Source organism: Ruegeria sp. AD2(2025) (genome assembly GCF_056542385.1).
On the sequence record NZ_JBQFZS010000005.1, the window covers coordinates 124,050 to 145,162 of the forward strand.

Annotated in this window: 19 protein-coding genes, 2 tRNA genes and 1 pseudogene; 17 read left to right on the forward strand and 5 right to left on the reverse strand. The window is 59.8% G+C overall.

All coding sequences use genetic code 11. The features are described 5' to 3' along the window. Positions 1-9: 9 nt before the first annotated feature. Positions 10-103 (reverse strand) — tRNA-OTHER (locus ACR1XV_RS12405). Positions 104-1,437: 1,334 nt separating this feature from the next. Between ACR1XV_RS12405 and mobC the strand changes: the two genes are divergently transcribed. The 3 genes and pseudogenes from mobC to ACR1XV_RS12420 all read left to right on the forward strand — a co-directional run. Beyond that, entirely contained in the window at positions 1,438-1,626 is a 189-nt protein-coding gene (gene mobC / locus ACR1XV_RS12410) for a plasmid mobilization relaxosome protein MobC (protein ID WP_480532063.1), read from the forward strand. Next, positions 1,623-2,198, forward strand: a complete 576-nt coding sequence (locus ACR1XV_RS12415) for a relaxase/mobilization nuclease domain-containing protein (RefSeq protein WP_480531722.1) — start codon at positions 1,623-1,625, stop codon at positions 2,196-2,198. The genes mobC and ACR1XV_RS12415 overlap by 4 nt, the downstream gene beginning before the upstream one ends. A 609-nt stretch (positions 2,199-2,807) precedes the next feature. Further along, positions 2,808-3,617 (forward strand): annotated as a pseudogene (locus ACR1XV_RS12420) (recombinase family protein); the annotation flags it as partial. A gap of 496 nt (positions 3,618-4,113) precedes the next feature. Here ACR1XV_RS12420 and ACR1XV_RS12425 read toward each other — a convergent pair. Continuing rightward, positions 4,114-4,203: transfer RNA gene (locus ACR1XV_RS12425), tRNA-Ser, on the reverse strand. Between the two features lie 365 nt (positions 4,204-4,568). On the opposite strand from ACR1XV_RS12425, the gene ACR1XV_RS12430 reads away from it, so the two are divergent. After that, positions 4,569-5,450, forward strand: a complete 882-nt coding sequence (locus ACR1XV_RS12430) for a FecR family protein (RefSeq protein ID WP_480531724.1) — start codon at positions 4,569-4,571, stop codon at positions 5,448-5,450. Positions 5,451-5,490: 40 nt separating this feature from the next. Beyond that, complete coding sequence (locus ACR1XV_RS12435) at positions 5,491-7,722, forward strand: CHASE2 domain-containing protein (RefSeq protein ID WP_480531726.1); 2,232 nt, start codon at positions 5,491-5,493, stop codon at positions 7,720-7,722. A gap of 246 nt (positions 7,723-7,968) precedes the next feature. Here ACR1XV_RS12435 and hemC read toward each other — a convergent pair whose 3' ends face one another. Then, positions 7,969-8,925 (reverse strand): hydroxymethylbilane synthase, encoded by a 957-nt coding sequence (gene hemC, locus ACR1XV_RS12440; RefSeq protein ID WP_480531728.1) that lies wholly within the window; start codon positions 8,923-8,925, stop codon positions 7,969-7,971. A gap of 107 nt (positions 8,926-9,032) precedes the next feature. Here hemC and hemE point away from each other — a divergent pair, with 107 nt between their 5' ends. Beyond that, positions 9,033-10,067 (forward strand): uroporphyrinogen decarboxylase, encoded by a 1,035-nt coding sequence (hemE, locus tag ACR1XV_RS12445; RefSeq protein ID WP_480531730.1) that lies wholly within the window; start codon positions 9,033-9,035, stop codon positions 10,065-10,067. A gap of 73 nt (positions 10,068-10,140) precedes the next feature. Here the strand turns inward: hemE and ACR1XV_RS12450 are convergent, their stop codons facing one another. Further along, on the reverse strand, positions 10,141-11,220 hold the full coding sequence (locus tag ACR1XV_RS12450; RefSeq protein WP_480531732.1) for a CaiB/BaiF CoA transferase family protein: 1,080 nt from the start codon (positions 11,218-11,220) through the stop codon (positions 10,141-10,143). A 135-nt stretch (positions 11,221-11,355) separates the two neighbouring features. On the opposite strand from ACR1XV_RS12450, the gene ACR1XV_RS12455 reads away from it, so the two are divergent. From ACR1XV_RS12455 to uvrC, 8 genes are all read left to right on the forward strand, one after another. Next, complete coding sequence (locus ACR1XV_RS12455) at positions 11,356-11,871, forward strand: SRPBCC family protein (protein WP_480531734.1); 516 nt, start codon at positions 11,356-11,358, stop codon at positions 11,869-11,871. 91 nt (positions 11,872-11,962) lie between these two features. Continuing rightward, on the forward strand, positions 11,963-12,892 hold the full coding sequence (locus ACR1XV_RS12460; protein WP_480531736.1) for an ABC transporter ATP-binding protein: 930 nt from the start codon (positions 11,963-11,965) through the stop codon (positions 12,890-12,892). Further along, the gene (locus tag ACR1XV_RS12465) at positions 12,889-13,650 is read left to right on the forward strand and encodes an ABC transporter permease (protein WP_480531738.1); all 762 of its coding nucleotides are present in this window, start codon (positions 12,889-12,891) and stop codon (positions 13,648-13,650) included. The genes ACR1XV_RS12460 and ACR1XV_RS12465 overlap by 4 nt, the downstream gene beginning before the upstream one ends. A gap of 104 nt (positions 13,651-13,754) precedes the next feature. Continuing rightward, on the forward strand, positions 13,755-14,552 hold the full coding sequence (locus tag ACR1XV_RS12470; RefSeq protein WP_480531740.1) for a S49 family peptidase: 798 nt from the start codon (positions 13,755-13,757) through the stop codon (positions 14,550-14,552). 1 nt (position 14,553) lies between these two features. Beyond that, positions 14,554-14,724 (forward strand): hypothetical protein, encoded by a 171-nt coding sequence (locus ACR1XV_RS12475; protein ID WP_480531742.1) that lies wholly within the window; start codon positions 14,554-14,556, stop codon positions 14,722-14,724. After that, the gene (locus ACR1XV_RS12480) at positions 14,721-15,683 is read left to right on the forward strand and encodes a calcium/sodium antiporter (protein WP_480531744.1); all 963 of its coding nucleotides are present in this window, start codon (positions 14,721-14,723) and stop codon (positions 15,681-15,683) included. Before ACR1XV_RS12475 ends, ACR1XV_RS12480 begins: the two co-directional genes overlap by 4 nt. Positions 15,684-15,703: 20 nt before the next feature. Beyond that, positions 15,704-16,483 (forward strand): SDR family oxidoreductase, encoded by a 780-nt coding sequence (locus tag ACR1XV_RS12485; protein WP_480531746.1) that lies wholly within the window; start codon positions 15,704-15,706, stop codon positions 16,481-16,483. A 290-nt stretch (positions 16,484-16,773) separates the two neighbouring features. Beyond that, positions 16,774-18,648, forward strand: a complete 1,875-nt coding sequence (gene uvrC / locus ACR1XV_RS12490) for an excinuclease ABC subunit UvrC (protein ID WP_480532065.1) — start codon at positions 16,774-16,776, stop codon at positions 18,646-18,648. On the opposite strand, the gene ACR1XV_RS12495 is transcribed toward uvrC, so the two are convergent. After that, positions 18,645-19,529: a DMT family transporter gene (locus tag ACR1XV_RS12495; RefSeq protein ID WP_480531748.1), complete on the reverse strand. Its 885-nt coding sequence runs from the start codon at positions 19,527-19,529 to the stop codon at positions 18,645-18,647. The two genes, uvrC and ACR1XV_RS12495, sit on opposite strands and share 4 nt — an antisense overlap. A 146-nt stretch (positions 19,530-19,675) precedes the next feature. Here ACR1XV_RS12495 and pgsA point away from each other — a divergent pair, with 146 nt between their 5' ends. Genes pgsA through ACR1XV_RS12510 form a run of 3 tightly spaced genes read left to right on the forward strand, consistent with a single transcriptional unit; the run spans position 19,676 to position 21,038 of the window. Continuing rightward, positions 19,676-20,344, forward strand: a complete 669-nt coding sequence (pgsA, locus tag ACR1XV_RS12500; RefSeq protein WP_480531750.1) for a CDP-diacylglycerol--glycerol-3-phosphate 3-phosphatidyltransferase — start codon at positions 19,676-19,678, stop codon at positions 20,342-20,344. 3 nt (positions 20,345-20,347) lie between these two features. Next, entirely contained in the window at positions 20,348-20,593 is a 246-nt protein-coding gene (moaD, locus tag ACR1XV_RS12505; protein WP_480531752.1) for a molybdopterin converting factor subunit 1, read from the forward strand. 1 nt (position 20,594) lies between these two features. Then, positions 20,595-21,038 carry a molybdenum cofactor biosynthesis protein MoaE gene (locus tag ACR1XV_RS12510; RefSeq protein ID WP_480531754.1) on the forward strand — a complete coding sequence of 148 codons (444 nt, stop codon included), beginning with the start codon at positions 20,595-20,597 and terminating at the stop codon, positions 21,036-21,038. Positions 21,039-21,113: the final 75 nt, after the last annotated feature.

Genomic DNA, 21,113 nt, shown 5'->3' on the forward strand with positions numbered 1-21,113 from the left:
TCCTGAGAATGGTAGGAGGCGTCGGAATCGAACCGACTCGTGCACTCTAATCTGGAGCAATTACAAGGATATAAGCCTCGCCCGCATACCAATGCTGCCTCCCACGGATTTCGCGTGGGTTATCGACCTCAGGCCGATATTCGATGGCAGTGGATGCGTGTGTACGTCATGACCGGAAGCTGAACCAGTTCGCGCCACCGTGTCAAGTCGGAGTGCGCGGCAACCCGAGATTCACCGCGTAGTTCTGGGAACCTTCTAGCTTAACGTGTGCCCAAATGACTGAAGCAACTTATTTGGAGGGTTGGTTCAGCGCGGGGTCGCTCTCAGAACGTGAAACGATTCGAAGCTCTGTGTTCCGGACTCGATCCCAGACACTATGACGAAGATCAGAAGGAGACAGATCAATACTCACGTCAGTGATCGAGTTCCTGAAGTTAGTTCAAACACTATGGCTTGGCCGTATCCGATTGCCTAACGCCGGTCCAACATAGGATTCCATCCAGCTGCGACGGTTCGATGGTCCGCATCAGATCTTCCACGGTTTTCCGGTCTACTATTCCGTCTCTACTGATATGTTCTATGACGTGATGTATCAGCCGAATGCATATCAAGCCCTCACCGCCGGAGTTTTATTTCGGGATCTATCGCAAGCGTGTAAGTGAACTACGATCATCAAACAAAGGTTGAAACTTGCCGATCAAAGCGCAGTTATGATTGAAGGAAAATGCTATAAAGTTGTGGGGCTTGTACAGAAACTACTTTCAATTGAGCGCGTACATTGAACCGCGTAAACTTTTGGGCAAATCGTGCAAAGTTATGCGCAAACATCGCGCAAAGTTATGGGCGAGCCCACTTGAATTTCTTGAATGAAATCAAAGGAAGGAACGCAGCGTTATGCGCGCACCTACAAGAAACTCGAATGATCGCGCCGCCTCGTGTGGCGCGATTGTCAAAGGGCGATGGCGGATTCGGCGAGATATCCGGAAGTTAACGGGCTCTCGTTGTTTCTTCGAAGCAACTACCGCCGAATGTCAGGGGTGCTGTTTGCATTTCGCTTTGCGAAAAGTTGATGGCGGACCTAACGGGAGTAAGTTCGAACTCTCTCTTTGAGGTTTTAGAGGACTGGGAAGCCCAGTTGAAGCCGCATGAACAAGAGCTACCGGGGATGGAACCATGAGCCATCTTCGACAATCTTTCCCCAAGTCATCACCTGAAACTCGCCTCTCTTCTCCAAAGAGAACGTCGCGCCTAGATCGAAAGAAAACCCCGCCGCCATTCTCCTTGCGTCTGACCAAGGATGAGCGGGCAAAGTAGGAACACGCTGCTGCTGGAATACCGCTCGGTCCCTTTATCAAAGTCAAGCTCTTCGATGGTGATCTCTCACCAGGCAGAACGCGCGGAACCGCACCAGTAATAGACCATGCTGCTTTGGCGCAGGTGCTCGGTCTCCTTGGCAATCTTCGTCTGGCAAATAATCTCAACCAACTGGCCAAAGCCGCAAACATGGGTGCGCTGCCCCTGTCGCCCGAAGTCGAAGAAGAACTGATGGCAACCTGCGCTGCGGTGCTTGCAATCCGCATGGAACTTATGAAAGCGCTCGGCTACGACACTGAGGCCCGCTCATGATCATGGTCGGAAACGCGCGTGGCAACGGTTTGAAGCTGGCGGTGCATTTGATGAGTGACCGCGACAACGATCATGTCGAAATTCATGATCTGCGCGGCTTCACCGCAGACAACCTGCACGGCGCGTTTCAGGAAGCGGATGCGACCTCTAAAGGTACAAGGTGCCAGCAATATCTTTTCTCCCTCAGCATCAACCCACCCGAGACAGAGAGCGTTTCGATCCATCATTTCGAATCCGCGATTGAGCGCGCAGAACAATCACTCGGACTTCAAGATCAGGCTCGGGCGATTGTCTTTCACGAAAAGCACGGACGGCGACACGCGCACGTTGTTTGGTCGCGCATTGATGTTCTGGACATGAAAGCCATCAACCTACCGTTCTACAAGCAGCGCCTCAATGACGTGTCGAAGGACATCTTCCTTGAGCATGGCTGGCGATTGCCGAATGGATATCTGGATAAGCGCAACCGCGACCCACGCAACTTCACGCTGGGTGAATGGCAGCAAGCCAAACGCGCTGGCAAGGATGCACGGGAGATCAAACGCACCTTTCCCGATGGCAGGACGATCTGAATGCCAGAAAGCAACGGTTAAAAGAAAAGCAGGCGCGTCAGCGGCAAGAGTTGATTGAACGACAACGCGCTGAGCGTGAACGGTTGAAAACCAAGCTGGAAACGCGCCGCATCAGTGAAGCCAGAGACCGACAGGCGCGCTTCCGAACAGGTCTGCAAGGGCTATGGGATCGTGTGCGAGGTGAACACAGCCGTATCCGCAAGAACAATGAGCGGGAGGCCTGGGAGGCCCACCTCAGAGACCGTGAAGTTACAGACAATGTGGTCTTTGAACACCTTTCCGAGCGTCGTGCACTCCAGCAAGAGCATCACGCTGAACGAAAGGTCATGGTCTTGCAAAGTGGGGAGTTGACCAAAGACCGCGCACGTTTTGAAGCCCTTCGAGCTGTCCGAAACGGCGTATCTCGGGACGGTCCACAGCATGAGCGATGACCACACGAAACTGAGCTGGGAGGAGCTAAACACTCTGATCAACGAAGCATTGTCGCTCGAACAGGACATTCGAGGCACAGCGCGGCTGCGGCAGATGGAAATTGTGCGTACCATCCGAGCAGGCGCGCTGGATTACAATGCATCAAATGCCAACCACAACGACGCGATGACCGCAGACATGATCATTGCCACCCATATCGTAGTAATAATTGACGACATAAGCCGTTTTGCTCGCGACATTGAAAGTCACTGGACACTTCGCCGTACGCTGAAAGAAATTGGCGGAAAGCTAGAAAGCCCGTCCATCAAGTTCGGTGAAGACTCAGACTCGGTTTTGATCGAAAACCTCCTTGCATCGGTTTCTCAGCACCAGCGACAGAAGAACCGCGAACAGACAAAGAATCGGATGCGCGCCCGAACCATGAACGGATATTGGTGTTTCCACGCTCCTCCAGGTTTCAGGTACGAAAGCGTGGCTGGTCATGGCAAAATGTTGGTTCGCGATGAACCGATGGCCACCATAATTCACGACGCACTTGAAGGCTTTGCTTCCGGACGATTTGGATCACAAAGTGAAGTTAAACAATTCCTCGAATCTGAACCTACTTTTGCCTGTCGTTTCGAGAACGGGTTTGTGCGTTATGAAGAGGTCATCAGAATTTTAACCCGTCCACATTATGCCGGGTACATTGATGTCCCGAGATGGGGCATTCGTCTGATGAAAGGCCAGCATGAGGGACTAGTCTCCTTCGAGACATACACACGCATACAGGAGCGCATCAAGGAAAGTTCCCGCATTGCCGCACGCTCGAACATCAATGAGGACTTCCCTTTGCGTGGCTCTGTCGTATGCGGGAACTGTGACCGTCCTCTTACTTCGTGCTGGTCGAAAAGTAAGACAGGCAAAAAACACCCTTACTACATGTGTTTCAACAAAGGCTGCGTCTCATATCGCAAATCCATCCGGCGCGAAGAAATGGAAGGCGAGTTCGCTGAGCTCCTTGCCGACGTAGTGCCTTCACAGTCAAAAATGTCGGCCGCTAAGCATATGTTTGCCGACATCTGGGATGTACGGCTCAAACGTTCAAAGGAACAAGCCGCTCTCTACAAAGCCAAGATCAAGGAAATCGACGATCAAGTTGAGACCCTTCTCAATCGTTTGGTCGATGCCGAAACCAAATCTGTGATCCAGGCCTACGAAAGGAAAATTGGCAGCCTAGAGGCAGAGAAGCTTCTTCTTTCCGAAAAGGCTGCTGGATCTGGCCGCCCAGCACGTCCCTTCGAGCAAATGTTCGAACTCGCCAACGCTTTCCTTATAAACCATTGTAAAATATGGGAAAATGGTCGCTATGAACTCCAGAAGCTCGTGCTGAGACTGACGTTTTCCGACCGGTTGGCTTATGATCGAAATCGCGGGTTTCGAACCCCTTCTTTATCTCTACCTTTCAAGGCGTTAGGGGGCGAATTCAGTAGTGTTTGTAAAGTGGCGGAGACGAAGGGATTCGAACCCTCGAGACGGTTTCCCGCCTACTCCCTTAGCAGGGGAGCGCCTTCGACCACTCGGCCACGTCTCCGTTGGCGGGTATATCCTTGCATGTCGTCCGGATACAAGGCGATTTTCCCGGCTGGGCGCAATTTTCTGACCCGCCAAACAACGCTCGGATACTCTGATGGCCATCCGTGATGGATCGGGTCCGCTCAGAAATCACATTCGGGCCAAGCCGGGCAAAACCGAAAACTTGCAAAACAGACCCGTTCTGGCGCATATTTGCTTAGATTTATTAAATTCCATGACTAAGCAGAATTGACTTTCTGAGGGACAGATATCGGGCTCGGGGCGGTTTGGACCCCAACAGAAACCTTTTTGGGGGAAAGGGAACTGGTTTTGGCCTGGTTAAGATTGTTTTTTGTTTTCATCGCTCTGTTAGCGATTCCGGCGTTGGCTTCTGCATCAATCGGGAAAGTTCTCAGCGTCAAGCAAGGCGCTGATGTCACTCGGGCGGGCAAGACCATTCGGCTGCGTGAAGGGATGGAGGTCGAGTCGGGTGATGCCATTACGACCAACGGGTCGGGCGTGGTTCAGCTGGTGTTTCTTGATGAAACCAAGATCGCGGTTGGCCCCAATGCGCGGATGGTTCTGGATATTTCCATGCTGCGCGGGAATCGCAAGGCGAAGAACTTCACCGTTAGGGCGCTGGGGGGCAGTTTCCGTTTTATCTCGGGCAAAAGCAGAAAACGCGCCTATTCGATCAAGACCCCGACGGCGACGATGGCGGTGCGGGGCACGACATTCGATATGTGGATCACCTCACAGAACCAGAGCGCCATGCTGGTGATCGAAGGCACCGTCCAGATGTGCGGTCGGCGCGGGTCCTGCCGATCGGCCAGCCGTCAGTGCAGCATGTTTGCCACCGCCCCCGGCGGGCAGGTGGGGCGCGCTGCTGATCAGCAGCAATATGACAAGGCTCTGAAGGGCGGGTTCCCGTTCATCCAGTCACAGAAAGACCTTCTGCCGCAATTTCAGGTGAGTGCTGAGGGCTGTGCCGGCGACGTCGCTGTGGCACCGAGGCGATCGGCCGAACCACGTCCGGAGACGCCGCAAAAGGCCGAGGTGCGCTCCGACCCACCAGCCCGCGAGCGGCGTGCCCCCGAACGCTCGGAGCCGGCAAGGGCAAGCGCTTCGGCAAATGTGGGGGGCTCGGCCACATCCGAGGTTGGCGCCCGTGGCCGGGTGAGTGTTTCGGCCAGTCCGACTGGTGGTGGTTCGGGCGCTCAGGCCACCGCGACGGCGGGCAGCGTGACCGCGACGGCGGGCTGGTAGCGTATTTTCCCTTTCCCCCGGCGCCAGGGAGGCGAGTGTGGTGGGTAAGATAAAAGAGAAACTTGGCAGACGTCTAGCATTTCGGCTGGTGGGGCTGGCTCTGATTCTGCTGGGTTGCTTCGTCCGCGTCATGGACCCCTATCCCATCCAGATGTCGCGGCTGATTTACTTCGATGTCCTGCAGCGGATTGCACCGCGCAGCTATGACCCCGAGTTGCCGGTTCGGGTCGTCGACATTGACGAAAAATCGTTGGCGGAATGGGGTCAGTGGCCGTGGCCCAGGACACAACTGGCACAGATGGTCGCGCGTCTGGGCGATTACGGTGCTGCCGCGATTGCATTCGATGTGCTGTTCGCCGAACCCGACAGGTATTCCCCCGCGCGGTTGCTGCAGGACCCGGCGCTGGCCGGAATCGTCCGGTTGGATCAGGCTGCGCGCGATCTGGACAATGATGTCAGATTTGGGGCCGAGATGGCCAACTGGCCCGTCGTTCTGGGCGTCGCCGCGCGGCAATCCGACAGCGGTGCTCCGGTTGTGCCAAAGGCCGGGCTGGTTGAAATCGGCGAAAACCCGGCGGCGGGGCTGGTGCGTGTCGATCACTGGACCTCGCTGGCCCCGCCTCTGGGGCAGGACGCAGCAGGGATTGGCGGGGTCAACGTGTCGCCGATCGGAGGGCTGGGTGTCGTGCGGCGGGTGCCGGTGCTGTGGTCCGGGCCGGATGGTGTCTTGCCCGCCTTAGGGATCGAGGCGCTGCGGGTGGCGATCGGAGAGCCGGTCATCTTTGCCGAAGGGGCGCAGGACGAGGTCGGCATCATGCTGAGCGTGGCGATCGGAGAGTTTCTGCTGCCCACCACCGAACAGGGCGAGATCTGGGTGCGTTACCGGCGCGATGACCCCGGTCTGTACCTGTCGGCCTATGACGTGATGCAGCAGGGGGACAACCCCGCGCTTCGGGCCGAGATAGAGGGCCGGATCATTCTGGTTGGGACCTCGGCGGCGGGCCTGTTCGACATGCGCGAGACGGCGTTGGGCGAATCCGTGCCCGGGGTGTCGATCCACGCTCAGATCATCGAGCAGATATTGTTGGGCGATATGCTCAACCGGTCCGATGTGACCTCGGCGCTTGAGCTGCTGGCCTTCGTGATCCTTGGCGTGGTGGTGACGGTGGTCATGTCCAGCTTTGGCGCGGTGGCGTCCTTTGTCGCGGGCGGGGTGGCGGCGGCGGCGGTGATGGCGATCAGCTGGTTGGCGTTTCAGAACCAGTCGGTGCTGTTTGATGCCACCTTCCCGCTGGCGGGCGGGATGGCCAATTTTGGGCTGTTGGCCGGATACCTGTTCGCCTCGACCGAGCGCGAAAAGCGGGTGATCCGTCAGACATTCTCGCATTATGTCGCCCCCGAAATCCTCGATGAGATGGAGGCCAATGGCCATCAACTGCTGCTTGGCGGCGAGACGCAGGAAATCACCGTGATGTTTTCGGATATCCGCGGATTCACGCCCTTGTCGGAATCGGTTTCGGCCACCGATCTTGTGACGCTGCTGAACGAGCTGTTCTCGGAGATCGGCGATCAGATTCTGGTGGAACGGGGTACCATCGACAAGTTCATTGGCGATGCGGTCATGGCGTTCTGGAACGCGCCCCTGCCGGTCGAGGATCACCCCTGCCGTGCCGCCTGGGCCGCGCTGAAGATGCGCGCCGCGCTGACGACGTTCAACGCCTCGCCCATCATGCGGGGCCGCCCACCAATTGCCCTGGCGACGGGCTGCGCGACGGGCGCGGCTTGTGTCGGCAATATCGGATCGCGGCGGCGTTTCAACTATACGGTGATCGGTGACGTGGTGAATGTTGCGGCCCGCATCGAACAGAACTGTCGGCATGTGGACTACGATATTCTGGTATCCAGCTCGGTTCAGCAGGTGACCAACTCCGATCTGGCGCTGCTGGAGGCCGGGTTTGTCGATCTGAAAGGCAAGAGCGAACCCGAGCCGGTCTACCTTCTGGTTGGAAACCGAGATCTGGCTCAGGCGGCAGAGTTTCAGGCCCTCAACGCGGCCCATTCCCGCCTGCTGACGGCGATTCGCGGGCGCGAGCCGCAAGCCGCTATTGCCGCGCTCTGTGATGAATGCCGAGTGTTATCCGCAGCGGTCGAGCCGGGGCTTGAGGCCTTCTACCGGTCGCTGCCGGGCCGCATCGCGGATTTCCGGGCCGAGGCGCAGCCCGGGCTGGCCGTGTTCACTCACCACAATGGTGCGCGCAAAGCCGCAGAATAGCGCGATGGCGTTATCTGGGATCAGTCAGCAAACAGGAAAACGGGGCACGACCTGAAATTAGCCGCGCCCCGCTTCAATTGGACAAAAGGAACAATCTCGCCCCCTCGAATACTATCTAAAACAAAACGGGCTAAAACTTTCGATATATTCGAGACCGACCTTCTACCCTCATCGGAATAGCTTCATACTGCACCATCGCCTTTAGGGCGACAGTGATCCAGTTCACATTAACGCGAAATTAGTAAATCAGCGCCAGTCGAAGAAACCGGGACCGGCCTGTTTCAGCAGGGATTCGGCCATGGCGCGGCCCAATGCGTGCCCGTCTTCGGCAGGGCCTGTAGCTTCTTCGCTGATCGCCTCGGACCCATCGGGGCGCAGAACCTCGCCGCGTAGATGCAGCTGACCGTCGCGAATCTCGGCCAGCCCGGCAATCGGGGTTTCGCAGGACCCGTCGAGCCCGGCCAGAAGACTGCGTTCGGCAGCAAGGCGCTGGCTGGTTTCCACATGATGAATGGCCGCAAGCATCTCGGCGGCGCGGCTGTCATCGCTGCGCCGTTCGATCCCGATGGTGCCTTGGGCGATGGCGGGCAGCATATCCTCGGGCGCGATGGCGGTGGCGGGGACGTCTTTCATATCCAGCCTGCGCAGCCCGGCCATGGCCAGAAACGTGCAATCGGCCACGCCATCGGCCAGTTTTTTCAGGCGGGTTTGCACGTTGCCGCGAAATTCGACCACGTTCAGATCGGGCCTGCGGTTCAGCAGCTGCGCCCGACGCCGCAGCGACGAGGTGCCCACCACCGCGCCCTGCGGCAGATCGTGAATGGAATTCAGGCTGGGAGAGATAAACGCATCGCGCACATCTTCGCGCGGCAGGAACGTGTCCAGCACCAGCCCCTCGGGCTGTTCAACCGGCATGTCCTTGGTCGAATGCACGGCGATGTCGATCTCGCCCTTCAGCATCGCCTCTTCGATTTCCTTGGTGAACAGGCCCTTGTTGCCGATCTCTTTCAGCGGTCGGTCCGCATCGATCATGGCGCGGTTGTCACCGGTGGTCTTGATCACCACGATCTCGAACGCGTCTTCGGGCAGGCCGAACGCTTTGCCCAGACGCGCGCGGGTTTCATGCGCTTGTGCCAGCGCCAGCGGCGATCCACGGGTACCGATTTTGAGAGGCGAGGCGGGGGTGGGCAATGTGAGACTCATGCGCACAGCTTTAGTCGCGTCACATTGCCCTGACAATGGGGGCAGAGCTTGACAAATTGCCACTGAGGGACGACCGGTGACGCCAGACCGGAAGATTGGGGGCAGGTATGGCCGAAACAAAGACATTGCTGCGGGCGCTGGCGGGTGAGGTTCAGGACGTTCCGCCGATCTGGATGATGCGTCAAGCAGGGCGCTATTTGCCCGAATATCGCGCGACCCGAGCACAGGCCGGGGATTTCCTTTCGCTGTGCTACAACCCCGAACTGGCGGCCGAGGTCACTTTGCAGCCCATCCGCCGCTATGGCTTTGATGCGGCGATCCTGTTTGCCGATATCCTGCTGGTGCCGCAAGCGCTGGGTGCTGATTTGTGGTTTGTCACCGGCGAAGGCCCACGCCTGTCGACGATCACGCAGCAATCGGATTTCGACGCGCTGAAACCGGTTGAGGATATCCACGAGACGCTCTCGCCGATCTATGAGACCGTGCGCATTCTGTCGCGAGAATTGCCGTCCGAGACCACTCTGATCGGTTTCGCAGGCGCGCCGTGGACGGTGGCCACCTATATGATTGCCGGGCGTGGTACGCCGGATCAGGGGCCTGCGCATGCGTTGCGCGAGGAGAATACCGCTCTGTTCGAGGCTCTGCTGGATCGCATTACGCTGGCGACCATCGAGTATCTGTCGGCGCAGATCGAGGCCGGGGCTGAGGTGGTGAAGATCTTCGATAGCTGGGCTGGGTCATTGAAGGGCGACGCCTTCCAGAAATATGCTGTTGAGCCGTGTCGGGTGATCACGCGGGCCATCAAGGCCCGGCATCCGGGCATTCCTGTGATCGGCTTCCCGCGTGAAGCGGGCGAGGGGTATGTCGGCTTTGCCAAGGCCGCGGGTGTCGATTGCGTGGCGCTGGACAATTCGGTGTCGCCAGACTGGGCGGCTGGGAATGTGCAGGTGGATGGCTGTGTGCAGGGCAATCTGGCCTCGTCTCATATGGTGACCGGGGGGCAGGCGCTGGTGGATGAGACGCGCGCGATTGTCGAGGCGTTCTCGAAGGGGCCGCATATCTTCAATCTGGGGCATGGGATCACGCCGGATGCGGATCCTGAGAATGTTCAGTTGATGATCGATACGGTGCGCGGGCGGTGAGCTAGGTGAGGGGGCCAGCCCCCTCTTGGCCTGCGGCCAATTCACCCCCGAAGTATTTTTGAACAGAAGAAGTTCATGGGAGGTCGTTCAGGATTTCCTGTGCGTGCTCGCCGCGTTTTGGGCTGGGTTTGGGGTGCCAGTCGTGGGTGGAAAAGCGCGGGGCGGCTGCTGCTTGTTTTGTTCCGTCGGGCTCAATCCAGGTTTGGCGGGCGGTATTCATCGGATGCGCTTGCGCTTCGTCCGGGGACAGGACCGGGGCAACGCAGGCTTCGGTGCCGTGGAAGAGGGCTGTCCAGTGGTCGCGGGGCTGGCTGGCGAACAGGGACTTGAGCCGGTCTGTCAGCCGGGGCCAGCAATCGCGGTCGTATTGCCGGGCGAAGTCGGGGTCTTCTGAGAGGCCCAGCAGGTCCAGAAAGCAGGCGTAGAACTTGGGCTCCAGGCATTGCACCGAAATGTGGCCGCCATCGGCGCAGGTGTAGGTGCGGCTCCAATGCGGGCCGTCCAGCAGGCTTTGGCCTCGGGTGTCTGACAGATTGCCGGTTTGGCGCAGGCTCATCAGCAGGTTCATCATATGGGCTGAGCCGTCATAGATGGCGGCGTCGACCACCGTACCCTTGCCGGTGCGCTGCGCGTTGAGCAGCCCGGCCAGAAGACCGGCGACCAGATACATCGCGCCGCCGCCGATATCGCCGACCAGTGTGGCCGGTGTCTGTGGCGGCTGATCCGGTTGTGAGGCGTACCAGAGCGCGCCGGATAGGGCGATATAGTTGAGATCATGGCCAGCGGTTTCAGACAGAGGGCTGCGTTGCCCCCAACCCGTCATGCGGCCATAGACCAGTTTGGGGTTGATCTGGTGGCAGGGCTCGGGGCCAAGGCCCAGCTTCTCCATCACGCCGGGGCGGAATCCTTCGATCAGCGCGTCGGCGGTGGAGATCAGGCGCCGGGCGATGCTCAGGTCTTCGCGATCTTTCAGGTCCAGCGTGATCGAGCGTTTGCCGCGATCCAGCAGCGAGCGTTCGGGCATGCCGGGGGCGATCGCGCCACCTTTGCGGTGGATGGTGATAACGTCGGCCCCCATATCCGCCAGCATCATGGCAGCAAATGGGGCGGGGCCGAGGCCTTCGAATTCGATAATACGCAAACCTGCCAGCATGGGGTCCTCCTGCGGGGCAGGGTTTCGCCCCGGGGTATTGATTGCAAGCAGAGAATCCGGCGCGTCCGCAAATGGGTTGCCTGAGCAACCGTTTCGGGGCTAGGTCGGATGCAGTATTGCGAATGAGGTCTTTTGATGCAGCTGAACGATACCCGCGAAATTCAGGCCCCGCCCGCCGCTGTCTACAGCGCCCTGCTGGACCCTGAGGTGTTGAGAGCCTGCATCGGTGGTGCGCAAGAGATCACGGGCAATCCGGCAGACGGCTATGAGGCCACGGTAGTGCAAAAGGTCGGCCCGGTGAAGGCCACCTTCAAAGGCACGGTCGCCATGTCCGACATGGTCGAGCCTCAGCGCCTGACCATCGCTGGAGAAGGCAAGGGCGGCGCGGCGGGTTTTGCCAAGGGCAGCGCGCATGTGATGTTGGACCCTTCGGACACGGGTGGCACGGTTCTGAGCTATGAGGTCGAAGCCAAGGTCGGCGGCAAGCTGGCGCAGCTGGGCAGCCGTCTGATCGACGGGTTTGCCAGAAAGATGGCGGATCAGTTCTTTGCCAATCTGCAGGCGCATTTCGATGACCCCGCACCGCAGGAGGACACCCCCGAAGGTGAGGCCAAAGCGGGCTGGCTGGGGCGTTTGACGGGCCGCGACTAGCGCGTGCGCAGGCGCGCAGGGCGCTGTGCGTAAAGGGGCTGTTCCCGGCCCCTTGGGCGCGATAGGTTGCGGGGTCAGAACGAGGGGCCACATGACAACCATTCTATCGATCCGGGATTTGCGTAAATCTTATGCCGATGGCTTTGAGGCGCTCAAAGGCGTGACTCTGGACATTGAGGAAGGTGAGATTCTGGCGCTGCTGGGACCGAATGGCGCGGGCAAGACGACGCTGATCTCGACCGTATGCGGGATCACCACGCCGACCTCGGGCTCGGTCACTGTGGGTGGGCATGATATCCAGACCGAGTTCCGCGCCGCCCGCAAGATGATCGGGCTGGTGCCGCAGGAAATCGCATTGGAGCCGTTCGAGAAGGTCTGGAACACCGTCCGTTTCTCGCGCGGTCTGTTTGGTCACGGGCGCGACAACGCGCGGATCGAGGAAATCCTGCGCAAGCTGTCGCTGTGGGACAAACGGCGCAATGCGATCAAGGAACTGTCGGGCGGGATGAAACGCCGGGTGCTGATCGCCAAGGCGCTGGCGCATGAGCCGCGCGTGCTGTTTCTGGACGAACCCACCGCCGGGGTCGATGTCGAGCTGCGCAAGGATATGTGGGAGATCGTGGCCGAGCTGAAACAGGCGGGCGTGACCATCATCCTGACCACCCACTACATCGAAGAGGCCGAGGCCATCGCCGACCGCGTTGGCGTCATCGACAAGGGTGAGCTGCTGCTGGTGCAGGACAAGGACACCCTGATGGCGCAGATGGGCAAGAAGCAGATCGAGGTGATGCTGACCGACCCGATCCCAGCCATTCCCGACAGCCTCTCGGAACACCAGCTGACGCTGAACGGCGAGGGGGACGTGCTGATCTATACCTACGACACCAATGCCGAACGCACGGGTATCACCACGCTGCTGAACGATGTCGCGCAGGCCGGGCTGGTGCTGCGCGATGTTCAGACCCGGCAGTCGAGCCTTGAAGAGATCTTCGTCAACCTTGTCTCGGGAGAGCCTGCATGAACTGGTCCGCCATTGCCGCCATCTACCGGTTCGAAATGGCCCGGTTCTTCCGCACTCTGGCGCAGAGCTTTCTGTCGCCGGTGCTGTCCACGTCGCTCTATTTCGTGGTCTTCGGCACCGCCATCGGTAGCCGCATCCAAGAGGTCGAGGGTGTGTCTTACGGGGCGTTCATCGTGCCGGGGCTGATCATGTTGTCTGTGGTGATGCTGGCAATCTCGAACGCGTCTTTCGGCATCTATTTCCCCAAGTTTCTGGGTACGATCTATGAGCTGCTTTCGGCCCCGGTCAATTTCATCGAGATCGTGATCGGCTATGTTGGCGCGGCGGCGACCAAGGCCCTGTTTGTGGGGGTGGTGATTCTGATCACCGCCACATTCTTTGTGGATATACGGGTCGAGCACCCATTGGCGATGGTGGCATTTCTGGTGCTGACCTGCCTCAGCTTTTCGCTGCTGGGTTTCATTGTCGGCATCTGGGCCAGCAATTTCGAGCAGATGTCGCTGATCCCGCAACTGATCGTCACGCCCCTGATCTTTCTAGGGGGTACGTTCTATTCCATCTCGATGCTGCCGCCCGTGTGGCAGACGATCACCCTGTTCAACCCGGTCGTATACCTGATTTCCGGCTTCCGCTGGTCCTTCTACGGCATCGCAGATGTGCCGATTTTCTGGAGCCTTCTGGCCATCCTAGGCTTCACTGGGCTGTGCCTTGCGGTCATTGGCTGGATCTTCAAAACCGGCTGGCGCATCCGCAGCTAGGGCGTTGCATTTTTGCCCATGAGGTGTGGGAAATTGGTTCACGTCGCGTTTATGGCAATGTCGGTCCCTTGTTAACGGCTCGGGCGCGCTCTACATCGGCATCCATGAAACTAAGCCTGCCGTTCCTGAAAAAGCAGCCCTTTGTGGCCGTGGTCCGTCTGTCTGGCGCCATCGGAATGGCCGGGCGTGGGTCGATGAATGCCACCGCGCTGGCACCGGTGCTTGAGAAAGCCTTTCGCAAAGGCAAGCCCGTGGCCGTCGCGCTTGAGGTCAACTCGCCCGGCGGCTCTCCTGTGCAAAGTTCCCTGATAGGCGCGCGGATCCGGCGGCTGGCGGATGAGTTGAACATCCCCGTTTATGCCTTTGTCGAGGATGTCGCCGCCTCGGGCGGGTACTGGCTGGCGGCTGCGGCGGATGAGATTTATGCCGATGACAGCTCGGTTCTGGGCTCGATCGGGGTGATCTCGTCAGGCTTCGGCGCGCATGTCTTTCTGGCGCGGCAAGGGTTTGAACGGCGCGTGCATACGGCAGGCACGTCGAAATCGATGCTGGACCCCTTTGCGCCCGAGAAGAAAGAGGATGTCGCACGGCTCAAGGTTCTGCTGGGCGACATTCATGAGAATTTCATCACCCATGTCAAAACCCGGCGCGAGGGCAAGCTGGACGCCAATACCGATCTGTTCAATGGCGAGGTCTGGCTGGCGCGCCGCGCACAGGAACTGGGTCTGATCGACGGGATCGCGCATTTGAAGCCGAAGATGCAGGAGCGGTTTGGCGAGAAGATCAAGTTCCGCCGGTACGGAATGCGCAAACCGATCTGGTCGCGGTTTGGTGCCACGCTGGCGGACGATGCGATTGCCGGGCTTGAGGAACGCGCGGCCTTTGCGCGGTTCGGGTTGTAACGTGATCATCAAGGCCGTCACCCTCTTTCTGATCGGCATGGGCGTTCTGGCCATGTTCGGCAAGCTGCGCTTTCCGGGGCAGAAACGGCTGAGCTCGGCCAAATGTCCACGCTGCGGGCGGTTCCGCATCGGCAAGGGCCCGTGTCCTTGTGAAAAGAGGGGACGCGGATGACGGCGTGGCTGTATTCAGGTCTGGGCCTGCTGATCCTGCTGCTGGCCGGGGATGCGTTGGTCCGCGGGGCCGTGAACCTCAGCCTGCGTTTGGGTGTGCCTGCCCTGATCGTCAGCCTGACCATTGTGGCTTTCGGTACCTCGGCCCCCGAGCTGCTGATCGCAATCAGCGCGATTCAGGAAAACGCGCCGGGTATTGCGCTGGGCAATGTGGTGGGGTCGAACACCGCGAATATCCTGCTGGTGCTGGGTCTGCCGGCGCTGCTGGCGACGCTGCACACAAGCGAATGCGACAGCCGCAAGAACTATGTCTTCATGCTGATGGCCTCGGTTCTGTTCATTGGGCTGGCCTTTTGTGGCGTCTTCAACCTGCTCAGCGGGGCGATCCTGCTGGCGGCGCTGGGTCTGGTGCTGCTGAACGCCTTCCGCGAGGCCAAGGCCCACCGCAAGGCCTGTGGCGAGGCCTGCGCCGATGACGACGATCTTGACGGTCTGGAAGAGGCCGACCCCGACATGCCTTATTGGAAGGTGTCGGTCTACCTGATCCTGGGTCTGATCGGCCTGCCGATGGGCGCGCATCTACTGGTGGACAACGCGACGATCATCGCCCGCGACTATGGGGTCAGCGAGACGGTGATCGGGCTAACGCTGATCGCGGTGGGGACCTCTCTGCCCGAACTGGCGACCACCGTGATGGCCGCGCTGCGCCGGCAGGCGGATGTGGCGCTGGGCAATGTGATCGGGTCGAACATGTTCAACCTGCTGGCCATCATCGGCATCGCCACGCTGTTCGGGCGCATCCCCGTTGACCCGGAATTCCTGCGCTTTGACCTGTGGGTGATGCTGGGGTCCTCGCTGCTGCTGGTTCCGTTTGTGTTCTTCAAGCGCGACATCACGCGGGCCTGGGGCCTGATCCTGACGCTGCTTTACCTGATCTACATCGTCAGCCTGCTGGCATGACCTGACCGGAGGACCCACCCATGACCCGAGCATTGGTGACAGGAGCCGGAATACGGTTGGGACGAGCGATGGCGCTCCACCTAGCGCAGCGTGGGTATGATGTGGCGGTGCACTATGCTGCGTCCGAGGCATCGGCGAAGGACACAGTGGCCGAGATACAGGCGTTGGGCTGTAACGCGGTTGCGCTGCAGGCCGATCTGCTGGACGAGGCGCAGGTCAGCGCCCTGCTGCCCCGCGCGGCGCAGGCGCTGGGCGGGCCGATCACCTGTTTGGTGAACAACGCCTCGATCTTTGAATATGACAACATCCATACTGCGACCCGGCAAAGCTGGGATCGGCATCTCGACAGCAACCTGCGCGCGCCGTTTGTTCTGACGCAGGCGATGGCCGAACAGGGGCTGCAGCCGGAACCGGACACGATGGGAGAGCCGCAGGCCACCGGCCTGATCGTCAACATGGTCGACATGCGGGTGCGCAAGCTGACGCCGGAATTCATGTCCTACACCATCGCCAAGATGGGCCTGTGGGCGTTGACCCGTACCGCGGCACAGGCGCTGACCCCCGCCATTCGCGTCAACGCAATCGGCCCGGGCCCCACCCTGCAGGGCCACCGGCAGAGCGCCCAGCACTTCAAGGCGCAGCGCGAAAACACTGTTCTGGAACGCGGCGCAAACCCGTCGGATATCACCGCCGCGCTGGGCTATTTTCTGGACGCCCATGCGGTCACGGGACAGCTTTTATGCGTTGATGGCGGGCAGCATCTGGGGTGGCAGACGCCGGATGTGCTGGGCGTAGAATAGATATCTCTGACGCAAGTTTTGCACCGCTCTCATTTCCGTTACCAAGGCGTTACAAAATTGTATTATTTTTCATATACTTGTCTCGAATTGCAAAAAATATCGCTTAAAATCAGTATGTTAATATGCTGCCTATTTTTTACGCAAATCAACGAATGGGTAAGGATTCAAGGGGAAATCCGCGCGCTGTGAAAGTTATCTGCACACTTATCCACAGAAGTCGTGGATTTGTTTTCGCTTGATCTGGCGCGCGCAAGATTGCAGCCATGGTCAGAGAATCATATCTGAGAGCCATGACCGCCAGTAGCGACCCCAATTCCACCACCCAAGAGACCGGCTATACGTGCATCCAGCGCTATGTGAAAACGCTGGACAGCTCGCCCGGCGTGTATCGGATGCTGGATGCGGACAGCCGGGTTCTGTACGTCGGTAAGGCGCGGAACCTGAAGGCGCGGGTGTCGAATTACACGCGGCCGGGGCATTCGGGGCGGATCGAGAAGATGATCGACGCCACCGCCTCGATGATGTTTCTGACCACACGGACCGAGACCGAGGCGCTGCTGCTGGAGCAGAACCTGATCAAGCAGCTCAAGCCGAAATACAACGTGCTGCTGCGCGACGACAAAAGCTTTCCCAATATTCTGGTCGCCAAGGATCACGCCTTTCCGCAGATCAAGAAGCATCGCGGCGCGAAGAAGGAAAAGGGCGCCTATTTCGGCCCCTTCGCCAGCGCGGGCGCGGTGAACCGGACGCTGAACCAGTTGCAGAAGGCGTTCTTGCTGCGCAATTGCTCGGATTCCATGTTCGACAGTCGCACGCGACCCTGTCTGCTCTATCAGATCAAGCGGTGCTCGGGGCCGTGTGTGGGGCTGATCTCGGAAGAGGGGTATCGCGAAAGCGTGCGCGATGCGGAGCGGTTTCTCTCGGGCCGCTCGACCAAGGTGCAGGAGGATCTGGCCGAACAGATGATGGCGGCATCCGAGGCGATGGAGTTCGAACGCGCCGCCGGTTTGCGCGACCGCATCCGGGCGCTGACGCAGGTGCAGACCTCTCAGGGCATCAACCCGCGCGGCGTGGCCGAGGCAGATGTGATCGGGCTTTATATGGATAGTGGGCAAGCGTGCGTACAGGTGTTCTTTATCCGGGCCAACCAGAACTGGGGCAACAAGGATTTCTATCCTCGGGTCGGGGCCGACGTATCGCCTGCCGAGGTGATGGAGGCCTTTCTGGGTCAGTTCTACGACAACAAGGAACCGCCGCGGCAGTTGATCCTGTCGGACGGGATCGAAAACGCCGATCTGATGCAAGAGGCTTTGTCCGAGAAAGCGGGTCGCAAGGTTGAAATCCTTGTCCCTCAACGCGGTGAAAAGCAGGAACTGGTCGCCGGAGCGTTGCGGAACGCGCGCGAGTCGCTGGCTCGTCGCATGTCCGAAAGCGCGACGCAGGCCAAGCTGCTGCGCGGTGTGGCCGAGGCGTTTGATCTGGACGCGCCTCCGGCCCGGATTGAGGTCTATGATAACAGCCATATTCAGGGCACCAATGCGGTGGGCGGCATGATCGTAGCGGGCCCCGAGGGGTTCATGAAAAACGCCTATCGCAAGTTCAACATCCGGGGCGGCGACCTGACGCCCGGCGATGACTTTGGCATGATGAAAGAGGTCCTGACCCGCCGCTTCACGCGCCTGCAAAAGGAAGACCCGGACCGTGACAAGGGCCTATGGCCGGACCTGCTGCTGATCGATGGCGGCGCGGGGCAGGTCAGTGCCGTGCATGAGATCATGGTCGAGCACGGGGTCGAGGATATTCCCATGGTCGGCGTCGCCAAGGGCGTCGACCGCGATCATGGCAAAGAGGAATTCCACCGGACCGGTCAGCGCCCGTTTGCTCTGAAACGCAACGACCCGGTGCTGTACTTCATCCAGCGTCTGCGGGATGAGGCGCATCGCTTTGCCATCGGCACCCATCGCGCCAAACGGGCCAAGGCGGTTGGGGCAACGCCGCTGGATGAAATCCCCGGCGTGGGGGCTGCGCGCAAACGCGCCCTGCTGACCCATTTCGGCAGCGCCAAGGCGGTCAGCCGCGCCAATCTGGCAGATCTGAAAGCGGTCGAGGGGATATCAGCCGGGTTGGCGCAGAAGGTCTATGATTTCTTCCACGACAAGGGCTAGGCCCGCCGCCCGCGCCACAGGATATAAAGCCCCGAGGCCACGATCAGCGCGCTGCCGATCCACATGGTCTGATCCGGGCGTTCTCCGAAGAACAACACGCCCAGCCCGACCCCGAATAGCAGGCGCGAATACCGGAACGGCGTCACCGATGAGACTTCGCCCGTGCGCATCGCCTTCATCAGCGAGGCATAGGCGACCGCCCCGCAGGACACCGCGCCAAGAACATAGAGGCTGTGGCTGGGGCTGAGCGCAACAAAAGTGCCGCCTTCGAACAGCCAGAACAAACCTCCGGCGATGATGACGCAGATGAACCCGTAGAACCCCAGCACCTCGGTGCCCAGCGTCGCGGGCGCGGCACGGCTGGACAGATCGCGGCCTGCGAACCCGATCATGCCAAGGACCGCCAGAATCGACAGGGCCGAGAAACTGTCGCCCGTGGGCTGCACGATGATCACCACGCCGATCAGACCGATCAGGATGGCGCACCAGCGTCGCCAGCCGACGGTTTCGCCAAAGAACAGCGCTGCCCCGGCGACAACGACCAGAGGCGTGGCCTGCAGGATGACTGTCGCTGAAGAGAGCGGCGTATAGGCGATGGCCAGCACATAGAACATCCGGCCCAGAATCTCGAAAAAGGCGCGTACCTGCATGGGGCGCGACAGCACGTCGGGGTGAAACAGCCGGGTACCGCGCAGGGCTGCGACAGTGGCAAAGATCATTGACCCGCCCAGCCCGAACAGGATCAGCACCTGCCAGATCGGCAGACCTGCGGCGGCGGATTTCAGCAGCGCGTCCTCGACCGCAAATACCGCCATCGCGCCCACCATCCAGGCGCTGCCCAGCAGGTTTGATCTTGGGTCGGTCCGGATATGAGTGGTCATGGGCTTCACCTTTGGTCTGCGGCGCAATCTGACCGCAAACCGCACAAAGGCCAAGGGCTGCGGCGCATTGACCAAGGTGCTGTGATTGGTGATGTTTTTCGATACCCTGTCTTTTCTGTCCTGCGCGCGCGATGTAGGGTCAGGCCATGAAGTGGAACCTGCCCAATATCCTGACCGTGCTGCGCCTGCTGGCTGCCCCCGGTCTGGCCGTGATGTTTCTGTATTTCACCAGGCCTTACGCCGATTGGTTCGCGCTGATCCTGTTCCTGTCTGCCGCGATCACCGACTGGTTCGATGGTTATCTGGCCCGTGCATGGAAGCAGGAAACCAAGATCGGGGCGATGCTGGATCCGATTGCCGACAAGGCGATGGTGGTGATCGCACTGATGATCCTAGTGGGCTATTCGACCGAACACTGGACCCCGTGGCTGGTGCTGCCCGCCACCGTGATCCTGTTCCGCGAGGTGTTTGTCTCGGGCCTGCGCGAATATCTGGGTGACGTGGCCGGAACGCTGAAAGTCACCAAGCTGGCCAAGTGGAAAACAACAGCGCAGATGGTGGCGATTGCGATCCTGTTTTCACAGGGGATTTTCGAGCACAACTTTGTGATGGCCACATTCGGCATGGACCCCACCATAATCGATCAGGTGCTGACGGGGCAGGTCGAGGATTTGAACCATATCCGCTGGCATCTGGAAGGCATGTTCTGGTCAGGCCGCATCGGGCTGTGGCTGCTGTGGATCGCGGCGGCGCTGACATTGATCACGGGCTATGACTACCTACGTAAAGCCATGCCCCACCTGAAGGAGAGCTAACAGATGGACGTGCTGTATTTCGCCTGGGTGCGCGAACGGATCGGATTGCCGAAGGAAAAGGTCGAAACGCAGGCCGCGACGGTCAGCGATCTGGTTGCCGAACTCAGCGCGCGCGAGGACCGCTACGCCGCGGCCTTTGCCGATCTGTCGGCCCTGCGCGTTGCGCTGGACCAAGAGCTGTCGGATTTTGATGCCCCTCTGACCGGTGTCCGCGAGGTTGCGTTTTTTCCGCCTATGACGGGCGGCTGATATGCGGATTGTCGTTCAGGAAGCTCCCTTCGATCTGGGGGCCGAGGCCAATGCATTCGCCGACGGCGATGCCGCAAACGGGGCCATCGTGACCTTCACCGGAGTTGTGCGCGATCTGGCGACGGGTGACCTGGACGTGATGGAGATCGAGCACTACCCCGGCATGACGGAACGTGCCCTGACCAAGATCGCAGAAGAAGCACAGACCCGGTGGTCTCTGGGCGATGTTCTGGTGATCCACCGGCACGGACGGCTGGCACCGGGGGATCGGATCATGATGGTCGCCACCGCCGCGCCGCACCGCAAGGATGCGTTCGAGGCGGCAGAGTATCTGATGGACTACCTCAAATCCCGCGCCCCGTTCTGGAAGAAAGAGCTGACCACCTCGGGGGCCGAATGGGTGGCCGCCAAGGACGAAGATGAGGATGCGCTGGACCGGTGGTAGTATTATGTTAACCTCGCCTTGCGCACCACGGGCGGCATCAAGGCTTGTATAGACGATAGACGTATTTGAGGGGCG

Excerpts from the sequence above, each read along its gene's own strand:
- ACR1XV_RS12415 (WP_480531722.1), top strand. The coding sequence starts at position 1,623 with ATGATCATGGTCGGAAACGCGCGTGGCAACGGTTTGAAGCTGGCGGTG.
- hemC (WP_480531728.1), bottom strand. The coding sequence starts at position 8,925 with ATGAGTCTCACATTGCCCACCCCCGCCTCGCCTCTCAAAATCGGTACC.
- hemE (WP_480531730.1), top strand. The coding sequence starts at position 9,033 with ATGGCCGAAACAAAGACATTGCTGCGGGCGCTGGCGGGTGAGGTTCAG.
- ACR1XV_RS12450 (WP_480531732.1), bottom strand. The coding sequence starts at position 11,220 with ATGCTGGCAGGTTTGCGTATTATCGAATTCGAAGGCCTCGGCCCCGCC.
- ACR1XV_RS12455 (WP_480531734.1), top strand. The coding sequence starts at position 11,356 with ATGCAGCTGAACGATACCCGCGAAATTCAGGCCCCGCCCGCCGCTGTC.
- ACR1XV_RS12460 (WP_480531736.1), top strand. The coding sequence starts at position 11,963 with ATGACAACCATTCTATCGATCCGGGATTTGCGTAAATCTTATGCCGAT.
- ACR1XV_RS12465 (WP_480531738.1), top strand. The coding sequence starts at position 12,889 with ATGAACTGGTCCGCCATTGCCGCCATCTACCGGTTCGAAATGGCCCGG.
- ACR1XV_RS12470 (WP_480531740.1), top strand. The coding sequence starts at position 13,755 with ATGAAACTAAGCCTGCCGTTCCTGAAAAAGCAGCCCTTTGTGGCCGTG.
- ACR1XV_RS12480 (WP_480531744.1), top strand. The coding sequence starts at position 14,721 with ATGACGGCGTGGCTGTATTCAGGTCTGGGCCTGCTGATCCTGCTGCTG.
- ACR1XV_RS12485 (WP_480531746.1), top strand. The coding sequence starts at position 15,704 with ATGACCCGAGCATTGGTGACAGGAGCCGGAATACGGTTGGGACGAGCG.
- uvrC (WP_480532065.1), top strand. The coding sequence starts at position 16,774 with ATGACCGCCAGTAGCGACCCCAATTCCACCACCCAAGAGACCGGCTAT.
- ACR1XV_RS12495 (WP_480531748.1), bottom strand. The coding sequence starts at position 19,529 with ATGACCACTCATATCCGGACCGACCCAAGATCAAACCTGCTGGGCAGC.
- pgsA (WP_480531750.1), top strand. The coding sequence starts at position 19,676 with ATGAAGTGGAACCTGCCCAATATCCTGACCGTGCTGCGCCTGCTGGCT.
- moaD (WP_480531752.1), top strand. The coding sequence starts at position 20,348 with ATGGACGTGCTGTATTTCGCCTGGGTGCGCGAACGGATCGGATTGCCG.
- ACR1XV_RS12510 (WP_480531754.1), top strand. The coding sequence starts at position 20,595 with ATGCGGATTGTCGTTCAGGAAGCTCCCTTCGATCTGGGGGCCGAGGCC.